Origin of the sequence: Mesomycoplasma neurolyticum, from assembly GCF_900660485.1 — a bacterium.
GTDB classification, from domain to species: Bacteria; Bacillota_I; Bacilli_A; order Mycoplasmatales; family Metamycoplasmataceae; genus Mesomycoplasma_A; species Mesomycoplasma_A neurolyticum.
In genome coordinates this window covers 1-14,565 of the sequence record NZ_LR214953.1, presented here as the reverse complement: position 1 = coordinate 14,565, position 14,565 = coordinate 1, and the positions used below count along the sequence as shown (strand labels likewise).

Below are 14,565 nucleotides of genomic sequence, written 5' to 3'. Positions count from 1 at the left end.
TAGTTGATAGTAACATAACAATTGATGAAAAAAACAATTTAAAATTTGTTTTTTCAATTAAAGATGATACAAGATCTTTGAATTATCAAATTGATAAATCAGCTAAAGAAATCATAATTAGTGGCCTAAAATTTAAAAACGAAGAAAAAGATTATGAAACTAAAATAGCTATCCATCCAATAGTTGATGTTGAAAAAATTAAACTTTTTGCTAAAAATACAACAAAAGCAAATTTTTTAACTAGCACTTTATGATACAAATGATATTTAAATTTTGACAATAGTGATAAATTAATAAGTAATATTGAATACAATGAAGAAACATTTGAAGAACACTTTAATATTATTATTAATTATAAACTTTTAGAAAAATATAAAAAACGAATACTACTTAAATAAAAATGTTTTTAAAATTTATTTAACTTTTGATGAACTAAAAACTTTAAATGATACAAACCTAAATCAAAATAAAACAAAAAATATAAACGAAACTAATACATCTAAATTACAAGATATATTTAATGATTTAAAAATTGATGAAATTAATTTAAAAGCTATTAAAAAACAAAAGCAAGCTGAAAATTACATTATTGAAACAATTGAAAAAAATATGGATTCTAAATTTAAGTATAATGACCATTGAAAAATTACTAATTTAAGTGATGCTGTGAAAAAAGCTATTAGTAAAGTATATAAATTTAAAGATACAGAATATAAAGAATATTATTTAAATTTAGAAGTAATACAAAATAATGAAAATTTAATTGGTAAAAAAACTATAGTTTTAGTTAACTTAGTTGATAATCTCGAAGTGCCTTCAGAACAAAATTTAGCTACTCTAAAGCTTAAGACAATTAAAGCCAATATTTCTAATAAAGATAAATTAAAAGCTAAAATTATTGAAGATTTAAATAAGCAACTAAAAAACTATAATTTAAATTTTGAACAATATTTAATAATAGAAAATTGAGATAAAATATTAGAGCTTTTAACTACAGAAAATCAAATTAATAAAATCAAAGTATTGTTAAACCTAAAAACTTTATTATGTACAATTCTGCAGAGCTAAATATTATAAATAATATGCTTAAAGCTGATGATTCAACATATGATCCCTACAGTGATCCCGGGCTTGAAAATGATGCTATTGAAAAAATAGTAAAAAATAATAAAAATCAAGCTATTTCTAAAAATATAAATAAATCTATAGATAAGAAAAAATTAATGTGAATTATTCCTTTAGCAATAGTTTTAACTATTTTAACTTTTGGAATCGTAATCTGAATATATTATCGTTTTGGTCCTGGTAAAAAAATTAAAAAATAAACCAACTTTTAGTTGGTTTTTATTTTTGTATTATTTTTATTATTTAATAAATATTTAAAACAAAAAAATTTAATTTACAAATAATTTATTTAAAATTTATATATTATGGAAAAAATCGTGTTAAATTGAACAAGTGAAAAAGGGATAAATTCTTTTGTAAAATGAATTCAATATGAAGATGAAAAATTTCTTAATTCTGAATTAAGAAAACAGTTGGGTTATATAATACACTCAAAAAGAACAAAAAGTTTTAAGATAAAAGATGGAGAATCCGAAATACAACTAACTAAATATAAATATTATAAAAATGATAAATGAAATTATGGTTATGCACCTCATTTAATTTTTGAAAAAGGAACAATAATCACACCTGAACTAAAAAAAGCTATTTTACAAAATGTTAAAATGGGACTTAGCTATAGAAATATCGTTAAAAAATATAATAATATAATTTCAATTGGATACATTACATATTTAATGAAAAAAGTAGAAATTAAAACTACAAAACTAGATATTCATTCTAAAGAAAACAATGGTTATTTGTACATGCATATTGATGATGCATACCAAGATTTAATAGATGAAAACAATAAAAAAAGTAAGTTTAGAACTAGAGCAATGTATTTTCATTTAGTAGAAAAAAATAATAAGAAAAAAGTATTTGCAACTTCACTTTTGGTAAACACTTCCAAAACAAATACATCAAAAAAATTTGTAGATTTTACTATTAAAAGTATAAAAAAACACATTAAAGAAAATTATGATTTAAATTTAAAATTAGTGATTTATGGTGACGGTGCCAAGTATATGAAAACAATTTCTAAACATTTAAATGCAATATACATTTTAGACTGATTTCATGTAACTAAATTACTTTTAAAAACTGTGGGGTATGGTAAATATAATACTGAAAATAAAAAATATTTTGATTATTTTAGAAAAATTTCTAATATAACATTGTATAAAAAAATTAAAAATTTAATTAGAGAAAATGATAGTAAAAATGCAATTTTTATTTTAAAAAATGTTGTAAAAAAATTATGAAATATTAAACTAAATTCAATTAAAAAACGAAATATACCAAATAAAGTTTTAGAAATTTACAAGTTTATTCAATATTTAATTTTTAATAAAAAAGCATTAAATTTTTACAATCAAGTCATGGATATTGGTAGCAAAACAGAAACGATGATTTCACATTTTATCAAAAAAAATACTACTAAAAAATTTGCAATTTTTAGTCTAGATGTGTTTAAAAAATTAATTTTTCTAAATCAAAAAAACACTAAATCAGTTAAATTTATAAACTAAATTTTTAAGCAAAAAAAATGCTTTTATTAAGGTTTTTAATAAAAAAACATAATAAAAATATAATACATAGTATTATAACTTCTAAAAAAAATCATTTTTATTAAGGTTTTTAATAAAAACAAATACCTTTTATTAAACTTTTAATAAAAAAAAATGATAAAACAATAACATTATATGTTATTGAATTTTATTTTTTTACCTTCCGTTTAGGAAGTTATGTAACAGGTCTTATCCTGCTTCAAAGCAACGCGCGCACGCGCGAGAAAATGCCGTTTTTAATAAAAACTAGGAAAATTGAAAAAAATGTTATAATTTAGCTAACGGGGTGATTACTAAAAAAACATTACCACCAACCATTGAACACTACCATTTTTGGTAGTGTTCAATAGATGGTGGTTTGGCTACCTCGTTAGAAAGCGAGGTAGTTTTTTTGTTGAATTTAAATGAATTTGAAAATAAATTTGTACCTACTTCAATAGTCCACAAATTGTATATCCAAAAAGAGCGTCCATCTCTTGTAATGCTAAAAATATTTTTTTATAGCTGTTTTTTATACATTACAAATCATGACAAAAATAAAATTTTAAAATTTAAATTTTCAAGATTATTTTTAAAAAGTTTAAAAGTAGATCGAACTGATTTGTTGCGTCAAATTTCAAAAGCGGGTTTTGATGCTGCGTCCATTTTTTCAATTAGTCAAAAAACAGAAAACATAACTAAGAAAAAAATGCTTATTGAAAGTTTTCAATACAATGAAAAAACTAAAATGATTGAAATTGAATTCACAAAATACATAGATGATTATTTAAACCTTGGTCATTTTAAAAAGTTTAATTTATCTAATCTTGTAAAGTTTAAATCTTCGTTAAGTTTTTGATTTTTTCAAGAAATGGAAAACAGAAGCTATAGCGAAAAAATAGATACATGAATTTCTCTAAAAAATTTTGTAAATATTTTAGGAGTTAAAACTGATGCATATAAAAACTTAAGTGATTTTAAAAAATACGTCATTGATGTTGTTGTTAAAGATTATCAAAAAATAGCAAAAACAAACTTTTGAAAATTGATGATTCATTTTACCAGATTGCAAAAAAAGGCCAAACACCTTACATTCATTTTGTTTTTGATAATTATCTCATTCAAGATGAAACAAAACTTTTTGATTAGTAGTTTTATAGCAAATGTAGTGGATCACTCGCAAAAATGTAGTGGATCACTCGCAAAAAAATGCTTTTTTTAAGGGGGTAGGGGGTTATATATCTCATTTTAGTTTAAGTTTTAAAGAATAAAACTAGAAATATTTAGAAGAAATAAAAAAGAAAAATAAAAAAAAGAAAAAGGAATTACTTATGAAAAACATTATTAATGATTTAAAAAAGTTAAATAATAATCCAACAGAAAAAATGAAAAAAGAATTTGAAAAAAAATATGGAGTGACATTTGAAGATGAAAGAATTTAATTTTGATTCCAATTACAAAAGTAAGAAAAAATGAAATGATAATGATTTAATAAATTTTGAAAAAGATTTAGATAATGCTTTTTTTGAATTTTATAAAAATCCAACATTTAAAAATGCTGAAAAATTTAAAAACTTTTTAACTTCATTTGGTTTTGAATTTGAAGAAGGTTTAAAAAATGAAAAATTTAAATAAGCTTTTAGATGAAAGGAAAAAAATTGTTGAACAAATTATCAAAAACTTAAAAACACATAATTATTTTTGAGATAAAAATTTTGTAGCAATGTATCCTTTGAATTTTGTAAGCAACAAAAACTACAATGGAACAAACATTTTAAGACTTCAACTTTTTTCTGAAATGAAAAATATTCAAGATCCAAGGTTTTTAACTTTTAAGCAAATATTAAACAGACCAAATCTTAAACTAAAAAAAGGGGCAAAAGGTTGTTCAATTGAATATTGAGGCATCAAACAATTAGATGAATCAGAAATTGAAAATAATGGAAAAAAGCAAAAAACTAATTACTTTTTTGGAAAAACGTATTATGTTTTCAATGCAAAGGATGTTGAAAATATACCTAAATACAAAAATAAATTTGTTGAAGTTTCTAGCGATAAAAGAGTAGATTATTTAATCGAAAATTTGTCTAAAGCTTTAGAATTAAAAGTATACGACAATGTTTTAACTGAAACTCCACATTTTTCTCCAAATCAAGACTACATCCAAATGCCAACAACTTTTGTAAGTCCTGAAGCAAAAATAGCAGTTTTTTTTCATGAATTAACACATTGAACAGGGCATAAAGATAGACTCAATAGAACTTCAATTGAATCATATAGTAAAAATATCAAAACAAGAGCTATAGAAGAATTAGTTGCTGAATTAGGGGCGATATTTTTAAATTCAAAGTTTGGTTTTCAAACTAAGAAAATTCAAGATAATAATTATGCATATATTCAAAGTTGAATTAAGATACTCGAAGATAATCCAAATGAACTATTTAAAGCAGCTAACAAAGCAAATGAAGCTGTTGAATATATTTCTCAAAAATTAGAAAAATATTTAGATACTAAAAAAAATGAAAAACAAATTATTGATAATTCAGATTTTTTAGCTCAAGACGAAGGGCTTGTACATTAATGAAAATTGAAATCACAAATTTTTTTCTTATATCTAAACAAAGTGAAAATGATTATAAACAAGTAGCCATGTTTTCAATAATTGTTAATTTTGGCACAAGACATAAATCATTTTTTGTAAAGTTAAATAAACTATCACTTTACAAAAACAAGCATGACTTTTTTGTTTTCAATCCTTTAATTGTTAAAAGTGAAAATGATAAAAAAGATTTTTATTTCAACTTTTCATGAGAAATGAGCAAATACATTTTAGAAAAAGCAAAGCAACGCTATGAAAGTGAGATTCAACTTGTTAAAAAATAAAAATGCAAAGTTCAGTTTTTAAAATAACTCGTTTTGCTAAAGGAACTAATGAATATTACAAAAAGGGAAAAGTAATTGATTACATTACAAGGCCCAGCGCTGTTTATAAATCAACAAAAACATCAAATGAAATACTTGCTCTAGTAAATGAACAAACACAATTAGAAAAAGTTTTAAATTCCTTAGTTAATGAACAAAGTTCAATTAATTCAGGTTTATTTAAAATCAAAAACAAAAAAGCTAATTTAATTGCTGTTGAAAAAGCTAAAAATATTTATAAAAAATTAAAAAAAGAACAATTAATTTGGGATGCTGTCTTGTCTTTTGAATATGAAAGAATGAAAAATGCTAATATTGTTTCACAACAAGAATATGCTGATTTTTTAGCAAGTAATTTTGAATATTTTTTAAAAAGTGAAAAATTTAATTTAAAAAATTTAGATATTTTATTTGCAATTCATACCAATACTAAACACCCACATTTTCATATTCTTTTTAGTGAGAAGATGCCTACTACATGAAATTACAAACAAAAAAAATTTAAATTTAGATCAAAAGGCTCATTAGAAATTGAAAATATTAAAAAATTTCAAAAATATTTAGACATGAAACTTTTGCACAAAAAAGATTATGAAACTCTATGAAATATCAAAAAAGAAGTTTTTGAAATTAAAACAGAAATTAAGCATGAACCAATTTTTAAAGTAATGTTTAATGAACAAAATAATTTTTATGATGACCTTCAAAAAATAAAAAAATATTACAAAAACAATAAAAAGCCTACTTTTAATTTAGCACCTAAAGAAATACAAGAATCAGTTATAGCAATTAAAGATTATTTGTTGAAAAACAATGAATTATTTTTTAAAAAGGTTAATATTTTTCAACAAAAACTTGACACACTCCAAGAATTAGAAATAGATAAAATTTTTGATGAAGAAAAAACTGAATTTATTAATAATCAACTTAATGAATTTAATAATCAACTTAATAATCAAATTTTAAAAAATGCTGCTTTTTTAAATGAAAAAATAATTGCAAAATTAAAATCTAGTAAATTTCATGAAAAAACATTACTTAAAAAAATTATTAAAAAATTAACTTGAATGCCATACAAAATATATCAAATTAAAAAATCTTTTGATAAAGGTTATGACTTAATAAATGATTAAAAAGTTATAGGTAAAAATAATGAAAATAAATCAAGATAAAAACAAAAATAATATTTTTAATTTCAGCATAGTTGATGTTGCACAAGAATTTTTTAAATTAATAAAACAAGGTTCTAACTTTAAAGTCATTTGCCCTTTTCATGGTGATAAAAATGCATCATTGATTATTTCCCCTTCCAAAAACATTTGAAAATGCTTTGGTTGTAATAAAGGCGGAAATGCAATTGAATTAGTCAAAGAATATCAAAAAATTGATACAAAACAAGCAATTGAATGGCTAACAAATAAATTTCATATAATTTCATTAAAAAAACATCAATTTAAAAAACCGGAAAATGACTTTCAGACAAATGAAAAAGAAATTATCAACGTTAATTCATTGGCAACTATTTTATTTAAAGTAAATTTATTAAGTGAAATAAATGAAAATATCTTACTTAAAACATTTTTAAACAAAAGAAAATTAAATAACAATATTATTCAAAAATTTGATATTGGTTATAACTCAAATAATGCAAAGTTTAAAAATTTTTTAATTAATGTTAAAAAAATACCTAAAGACATATTAATAAATTCATCTTTATTAACCGAAAATGAAAATTCTTTTTTTATTAATAGAATTATTTTTCCAATTAAAAATGAATTTAATGAAATTGTTGGATTTGCAGGGAGAACTTTAGATAACAATAGTAATTTTCCTAAATATCTTAACTCAAAAGAAAACTCTGTATTTAACAAAAACAAAATATTATTGAATTGATTTAACGCAAAAAATAATGAAGAAATTATTTTAACTGAAGGTTATATGGATGTTTTAGCTTTTGAAAGAAATCAAATTTATAACTCAGTTGCGCTAATGGGTATAAATCTCTCAAATCATCATATCAAAATATTAAAAAATAAACAAATAACTTTAGCTTTAGATAGTGATGAAGCAGGTAAACAAGCTACTTATGAAATTATTAAAAAACTTTTTAAAAATAATTTTCAAAATATTTATGTAATTGACTTTTTAAATTTTAAAGATGCTGATGAATTTAGCATGGATAATGATTTAAAAAATGCATATCAGAAAAAATTACATTATTTAAATTGACTGAATTTAAATCATTATAAAACTGATGATCTAAAGTCTAAAAAAACTATTAATTATGCTAATGAAAAATCTATTAGCATAAGTGCAAAACTTAAATATATACAAAAATAAAAGACTATAAAACTAATGAAACTAAAACTCTTTTTATGATACTAAAATATAAAAACGAAAAAACTTTAAAATTATTTCTTTTAAATAAAAAACAAGTTAATGCATTTTATGAACAAGTAAAGAAAAACGATGAAATCAAATTAATAATAACAAAAAAAAATAATCATACTTTTATTAGCAAAATTTTAAAAATCAACAATAAAGATTTTAGTTCAGCAAAGGAGAATGATGAATTAGTTTATGAAAGGTAAAAAAAATTTAAAATATCTTTTTATTTTATATTATTTTGAATTCCAGTTTTTTTGTTAACTTATATTTTATTTCCTTTCTCTGAAATTAGTAGTTTAAAAAAATTTGTTGATATTTTCCCAAAATTAAAAAATTATTGAAAATTAAATATTACAAATTGAAATGTAATTTCTATAAGTTTATTATCTTCATTCATTTTTTTCATTTACATTTTTATGTTTAGTATTGATATTTTTTAAATTTAAGAAAAATAAAAATAAATTTGAAAAACTTGAAGAAGGTGGGGCAAGTTTTTTATGAGATGAACCAAATAAAAAAGGTTCATTTAGCGAGTTTTCAAAAATATATTTTTAAAAACTTTAAAATCAAAAACCTGGTTGAGTTGTTAGTTATAAAAGAATAGGTTCAAAAATTAAATATTTTTGTTTCAACAGAAACACATGCCAAAATTATTGGCACAACAGGTAGTGGTAAAACGCAGAGATTTATCATTCCAAGTGCTAAATATAACATAAATATTAAAAACACTGAAGTCAAACCAAATATTGTTTTAATCGACCCCAAAGGTGAATTATATTTAGAACTTAAAAATGATTTAGATAAAAACAATTATCAAATATTTACTTTAGATTTAACTAATCCATTAATTTCTGATGGTTTTAACTTTTTATCTAAAATATGAAAAACTTTTCATAATCAAAACATGAATAAGCTTGAGCGTGAATCATTAGCATTTTCATTATTAGCAGATGTAATTGAATCATTAGATGATTGAAATACAAGTGGTGATAACAAGTTTTGATCTGATAGCTCTAAAAATTGCCTAAAGATTATTGGTAAGTTTATGCTCTATTATTCAACAATTGATAAAAATTTTAAAAAACAACATTTTAATTTAGCTTCTTTTAATCAGTTTTTATCTTACAAAGAATTTTCAAAAGGTAAATGAATTAACATTTTGCAAAATTCTCAAAGTCAAGAAATAAAAAATTTCTTTTTATCAGAAGTTAAACCATTAATTGAAAATAATGATCGTACATTAACAAGTCAACTTTCAGGCGCTGTAAATGCTATTGTTAAATTTAATAATGATTTAGCTATTAAATCTTGAAGTTGTAGACATAATATTGAAATTGAAAAAATTATTTTAGATTCACATTTAGATAATGGTAAACCTTTTGCTATTTTTATTAAATTTCCTGATCATAAAAAAGATAGACATCGCTACATTTCTATTTTGATTGATCAAATTTATCAAACAGCAATTGATATTGCTAATGCTTCAAAAAATCAAAAACTTAAAAGAACACTTTTATTTTTGGTGATGAGTTTGGTAATTTGCCTGTTATTAAAGATTTTGACAATAAAGTTACTATTGCGAGAAGTAGAAATATTTTCTTTTCATTGTTTTGCAAGATTTAAACCAATTAGCTAAATATAAAAATGATAAAAAAATAATTGAAAACAATACTAACTTAACTATTTTTTTAAATTCTTCTGATCATGAAACATTAAAAAAAACATCTGAAATTTTAGGTCAAAGCAATGTTGTTAAAACATCATTTTCAAATTCTAAAAATGATAAAAGTAAAAGTTCAACTGATTCATTGTCAAATAAACCATTAGTTTCAATTGAAGAATTAAAAAAATATTTCACCTAAAGTTCATTTAATAATTCAATCTGGAATTAAACCTTCTAGAGTTAACTCAACATATGCATATGATGTTTGAAACACTAAATCAAATGAAATAGAAAAAAAAGAAATAAGAATTTTTAATGAAAAAGATTATTTTTATTATTTACAGAAATTGCAAAAAATGATACTAAAGATAAAAAACCTCAACAAAGAATTACTAGAAATAATAGAAAAAGAAAAAAAAGATGAATGGATGAAATGCTTTTAAAACAATTAGCACAGTAAAAAAAAAAAGAAAATAATAAAAATTTTGAACAAGAGGAAGAATTTGATGTAGAAGATTTAGATGAAATAGGAATTTATGGACAAAGAAAAAAATGATAAAGTAAACAACAGAACAAAACAACTTGCTTATTTAGAAGCAAAACTAAAAGTGGAATGCTAGATAACGAAGAATATAAAATCATAGAAAAGGAAAATAAAATTTTTAAAAGGTAGTTAAAAATGGAAGATATAAATTTTATAGAAACAAAAAAATGCTCTTATTGTGATGAAAAAAATTGTGAAACAATAATCGAATTATCCAAAAAAGAAAATACTATGTGAGAGAATGTCAACCCAAACATTTAATACATTGCCAAAAAAAAATTTCAAAAAATATTTGATATTTAAAAAAACAAAAAAACATAAATTAGAATATGAAAAAAAATTATCTAATCAATGAGAAATTACAAAATAAAAATAAGAAAAAATTAGCATAAAAAAGACCTATTTTTTTCTTATTAAATAACTATATATATAGGGAGATATATGAACAAAGTTTTTTAGCCGGCAGAATTGCCAATGATTTTAAGTTAATGACAAGTGCAAATAATAATTATTACACTTGAATAACACTTGCTGTAAAGAAAATTATAAGTCGAATGAAGTAATGAAATTACCGATTTTATACCTTTTGTTGCTTGAAATAAAACAGCAGAAATATTAAATAAATATGCAGTGAAAGGGGTGAAAATTTTTCTTGAAGCAAATTTAAATGTTGTAGAAGAAGTTATTAAAAATAAAAAAACTTTTTCATTTATGCTCCAAGCTAAAGCAATTGAACTTTTAGAAACAAAAGAACAAATTGAAAATAGAAAAAATAAGAATAATTTAAATACTACTTATTGTGATTGAACTACAAATGAAGAATTAATAAAAAAAATTGAAGATCCAATTGAAGAAACAAATTCTGAACCTAAAAAAGAAGAAACAAATAAAAGTAGTATTGAGCATTTATTTGGAACAAAATATCCAAAAGACATCAATGAAAATACTTATAAAACATTTAATTATGATGTTGATGAAATATTTAAAAATAATAAATAAAATCTAAAAAGATTAACAAACAAGGAGGTATAAAAAATAAAAAAATAGCATAAAAAATAATGTTTTAAATAAATTGTGGTATAATTTATTAAAATAAATTATAGGAGTTAAAAAATGAGTACAAATTTACCTAAAATGAAACCAATGTTTACAAAAAATACTAAATATGAAATTACTTTTGATCGTTTTGAAGGTCCAATCAAACATAGACCTATTGTTATATTTAGAGATGAATATGCAGAAATTACTGAAGATGGGAAAATTATAGAAAAATATTATTATATTAAAGCTAGAAGTGCACATGATGAAAATGGTAATAGAAAAAAAGCTAACAAGGGTGAAATTTTTTTAGAAAAAGCTACAATAGGATTATTAACAAATGATTCTTATGTTGATACAACGCAAATTTATTCAATTAAAAAAGAAGAATTAAACAATATAGTAGATAGAAAAAATGTTATTTTTGCTAGTACAAATGATTTAACAAAATATCAAATAGACAAAATTTATAGAAGTGTTCTTGAGAATTTAACCCAAGAGCCACCATATGTTTCATTTATGGATGTTAAACTAAATAACAAAACAAATGCTTTTGTTGGGGAGTTAAAATATAGTCATGAATATTTTTTAGATCAAGATTACTTTGAAAGTTCCAGAAAAGATAAGAAAAAATTCATGGCTAACATTTTAAACAAAAAAAATTTAATTGAAGAAACATTAATTGAATTAAGAAACCTTAAAAATGGTGTGCGAGAAGAATTTTTAGATCTTTTAAGGGAATGATCTTATGAGAGGAAGTTAAAAAAAGAAAAAATAGAGCAAAAAAGATTACAAAACATAGGAGATGAAAAAAATGAAGAATTTGAAAAAGAAGGTGATGATTTCACACGTTAAAAAATTTTTTTTATTTTGCAATTTATTAGTAATACCCACTGTTTTTGTTTTATTATCTAGTTCGTGTTGAAAAGGTTTACTTAAAGAACCAAATAAAAGTTCTGAAAATATTGAAAACACTCCACCTTCTAGTCCGCCATCTTCTGTTACTCCAGAACCAAAAACTCCTACTGCTAAAGTTCAAAATCAATATTTAACTGAAGAAATGCCAATTCCTGATTTTTATGTATATGAAACATTAGAGAAAAATTGGGAATGGGCAAAAGAATTAGAAAATATTGTTAATAAAAATAATCCAACATTATCTAAAGAAGAAAGAATTTCTAAAATAGTTGAAATTTATAAAAAAGCATTAGATAAAATAGGATATGAAATTTCAGATAAAAAAACAAACACCATTTTTGAAAAAATAGATTCAGACTTAGATAAAATCTCTAAAAATGGACTTGAAAAAGATACAAAATATGCGTTCCAATTAATATCTAATAAAAATAGACTTTTTGATGATGGTTATCTTTCTACTATTTTAGATGAAAACGATAAAAGTTGATGATTATCAATTTATGCTGATGGTGCATTATATTGAAAAACTAGTCCTATCATTTTTTCTATTATTAGAAATTATATTAAATTAAAAATAATATTTTATGAAGAAATAAGAGGCAGTTATAGAGATGATATACTTGAAAAATTAAAAAATAATAAGAATCTAGAAAATATTTTTCAACAACTAAACCAAAGTGTCTCAGCATATATAGATCCTATCAATCATTATTCATATAATGAGCAATATGTTTTTTCAAATTTTAGTCCTTTTTACAAAAAACTTTACATAGAATTAATCAATTGATATAACAAAGAAATAGCTCCGCTCCAAATTAAACTTGGTTTAAAAACAAATAATCCTTTAACTAAGTGACAATACGACGAACACGTTACTAAATACTTTTATCCTTTAATCAATACCACAATTAAAACTAATTACACTACTTCAGAAATAGATGCTTTTTATGAAGAATGAGAACGTAAAAACTCTATTAAATATAGCTGAAGAATTTATTAAAAAACATTATTTTTATATGCTAACAAATTAAGATGTAAATCTTGTTGTTAGTTTTTTTATTTATTTATTTTTATGTATCAAAGTTTTGTTTTAGTTGTACCAATATTTTTCTTAATCAATTCACTTATTTATTACTTTAAAAAAATTAAAAAAAATAAAAGTATATATACAAAAAAACAACTTTATAAAAAACTTTACATTTTATTAGCTATTAACTCTATTGCCTGAGTTTTAGCTATAGCGCATTTATTAAATTTAATATAAAACATTTAGGAGAAAAAAAATATGAAATTTTTACAATATTTAAACGATACAACAACAGGTGGTTTTAACACACCAAGTGGTAAAGCGCCCGAAGTTATTAAAACACTTGCTGAAGAAGCTAGTAATTGAATTTATTATTTTTTAACTATTTCAATTCCAGTTGTAGCTATTATATTTATTTCAGCAATAGTTATATTTTCAACATTAATGAGTACATCAACAGATCAAGAAAAAAGATCATTTTATAAAAAATCACTCAAAATTGTATTAATAAGTCTTGTAATTGTGATTGTTGCTATAGCATCTATTCCAATTGTCTTAGCTAAAATTGGTGGTTTAATTTAAAATGATTTTTGATGGAATTATAAATGGCATTGTCTATGGTGTATTTTCTATTTTTTGGTACATACTAGTTTGATTTCCTTATACAATATTAAAAATTACATTTTCAACATTTCAATATTTAGGTTTTCCAATAGTTAAAAAAATATTGTTTGGTTCTGAAAATCAAAATGAAAATTGAAAAAATGTACCAACTAGTTATTGAGCTATGGGTATTATTGCAATTGTTTTATTAATTGTAGTTATGATTGCAGTTATTTTTAAATTTATTGCTAAGCATCGACATAACAATGAAGAAAGTAATGTTTTAATAAAAGCATTAAAAAAATTATTACCTTCAATATCTTTATTGGTTTTAATCCCTTTTTTAACTTTTGCTTTTATTATAATTTTACAAATTTTTTTAGATCTGCTTTTTATTGCTATCAATGGTCAAAAAATAGGTTTAGCTGAATCTTTATTTATTTCTAATAAACCTGACAAAATAGAGTCGCAAACTTGAAGTGAAATAGCAACAACTAAAAAACCTTTTTCAGTTATAAGCATAAATACTTATTCTACTTTTAATTGAGGTGAAGGTGTTCAAACCATTATTTTTCTTTCAATCTCTGGAATTTTAATTCTTTATGGAATGATAAAACTATTATTTGTTTACGCTGTTAAAATTGTTGAAATATTTTGGCTTTTTATTTCAAGTCCTATTTTTAGTGTTTGAAGTATTTATGATAATGGAGAAAAATTTAAAACTTGAAAAAATATTTATTTAGGTAAATTTTTTATGCTTTTATATTATCAAGTTGCCTTAGGTCTTTTAATGATTTGAATTGGTGTT

14 protein-coding genes and 3 pseudogenes are annotated in these 14,565 nt (G+C 21.8%); all 17 read left to right on the top strand.

The window, feature by feature from the left end:
• Nucleotides 1-1,325, top strand: a pseudogene (locus tag EXC65_RS04765) (Mbov_0399 family ICE element protein); the annotation flags it as partial.
• 105 nt (nucleotides 1,326-1,430) lie between these two features.
• A complete protein-coding gene (locus tag EXC65_RS04295; protein WP_129719860.1) occupies nucleotides 1,431-2,636 on the top strand; it encodes an Mbov_0401 family ICE element transposase-like protein in 1,206 nt (401 codons plus the stop codon).
• 397 nt (nucleotides 2,637-3,033) lie between these two features.
• Nucleotides 3,034-3,876 carry a replication initiation protein gene (locus tag EXC65_RS04290; RefSeq protein ID WP_165001363.1) on the top strand — a complete coding sequence of 281 codons (843 nt, stop codon included), beginning with the start codon at nucleotides 3,034-3,036 and terminating at the stop codon, nucleotides 3,874-3,876.
• A 206-nt stretch (nucleotides 3,877-4,082) separates the two neighbouring features.
• Entirely contained in the window at nucleotides 4,083-4,289 is a 207-nt protein-coding gene (locus EXC65_RS04285; protein WP_129719874.1) for a hypothetical protein, read from the top strand.
• Nucleotides 4,273-5,235 (top strand): zincin-like metallopeptidase domain-containing protein, encoded by a 963-nt coding sequence (locus EXC65_RS04280; protein WP_129719873.1) that lies wholly within the window; start codon nucleotides 4,273-4,275, stop codon nucleotides 5,233-5,235. Before EXC65_RS04285 ends, EXC65_RS04280 begins: the two co-directional genes overlap by 17 nt.
• Nucleotides 5,235-5,537, top strand: a complete 303-nt coding sequence (locus EXC65_RS04275; protein ID WP_129719872.1) for a hypothetical protein — start codon at nucleotides 5,235-5,237, stop codon at nucleotides 5,535-5,537. The genes EXC65_RS04280 and EXC65_RS04275 overlap by 1 nt, the downstream gene beginning before the upstream one ends.
• 2 nt (nucleotides 5,538-5,539) lie before the next feature.
• Nucleotides 5,540-6,709 (top strand): relaxase MobL, encoded by a 1,170-nt coding sequence (gene mobL / locus EXC65_RS04270; protein ID WP_129719871.1) that lies wholly within the window; start codon nucleotides 5,540-5,542, stop codon nucleotides 6,707-6,709.
• Nucleotides 6,710-6,728: 19 nt separating this feature from the next.
• The gene (gene dnaG, locus EXC65_RS04265; RefSeq protein ID WP_129720248.1) at nucleotides 6,729-7,916 is read left to right on the top strand and encodes a DNA primase; all 1,188 of its coding nucleotides are present in this window, start codon (nucleotides 6,729-6,731) and stop codon (nucleotides 7,914-7,916) included.
• 35 nt (nucleotides 7,917-7,951) lie between these two features.
• A complete protein-coding gene (locus EXC65_RS04260; protein ID WP_129719973.1) occupies nucleotides 7,952-8,167 on the top strand; it encodes a hypothetical protein in 216 nt (71 codons plus the stop codon).
• Between the two features lie 223 nt (nucleotides 8,168-8,390).
• Entirely contained in the window at nucleotides 8,391-8,519 is a 129-nt protein-coding gene (locus EXC65_RS04690; protein WP_276310803.1) for a hypothetical protein, read from the top strand.
• A gap of 58 nt (nucleotides 8,520-8,577) precedes the next feature.
• A pseudogene (locus EXC65_RS04760) lies at nucleotides 8,578-8,832 on the top strand (type IV secretory system conjugative DNA transfer family protein); the annotation flags it as partial.
• Between the two features lie 671 nt (nucleotides 8,833-9,503).
• Nucleotides 9,504-9,826 (top strand): annotated as a pseudogene (locus tag EXC65_RS04250) (TraM recognition domain-containing protein).
• 975 nt (nucleotides 9,827-10,801) lie between these two features.
• Nucleotides 10,802-11,170 carry a hypothetical protein gene (locus tag EXC65_RS04245; RefSeq protein ID WP_165001361.1) on the top strand — a complete coding sequence of 123 codons (369 nt, stop codon included), beginning with the start codon at nucleotides 10,802-10,804 and terminating at the stop codon, nucleotides 11,168-11,170.
• Between the two features lie 114 nt (nucleotides 11,171-11,284).
• The gene (locus EXC65_RS04240; protein ID WP_129719867.1) at nucleotides 11,285-12,064 is read left to right on the top strand and encodes an Mbov_0400 family ICE element protein; all 780 of its coding nucleotides are present in this window, start codon (nucleotides 11,285-11,287) and stop codon (nucleotides 12,062-12,064) included.
• The gene (locus EXC65_RS04235) at nucleotides 12,024-13,127 is read left to right on the top strand and encodes a hypothetical protein (RefSeq protein WP_165001331.1); all 1,104 of its coding nucleotides are present in this window, start codon (nucleotides 12,024-12,026) and stop codon (nucleotides 13,125-13,127) included. Before EXC65_RS04240 ends, EXC65_RS04235 begins: the two co-directional genes overlap by 41 nt.
• A 285-nt stretch (nucleotides 13,128-13,412) precedes the next feature.
• Nucleotides 13,413-13,736, top strand: coding sequence for an Mbov_0395 family pilin-like conjugal transfer protein (locus EXC65_RS04230; RefSeq protein WP_129719865.1), 324 nt, complete (start codon nucleotides 13,413-13,415; stop codon nucleotides 13,734-13,736).
• 1 nt (nucleotide 13,737) lies between these two features.
• On the top strand, nucleotides 13,738-14,565 hold an 828-nt coding region (locus EXC65_RS04225; RefSeq protein ID WP_129720245.1), incomplete at its 3' end, for an Mbov_0396 family ICE element transmembrane protein.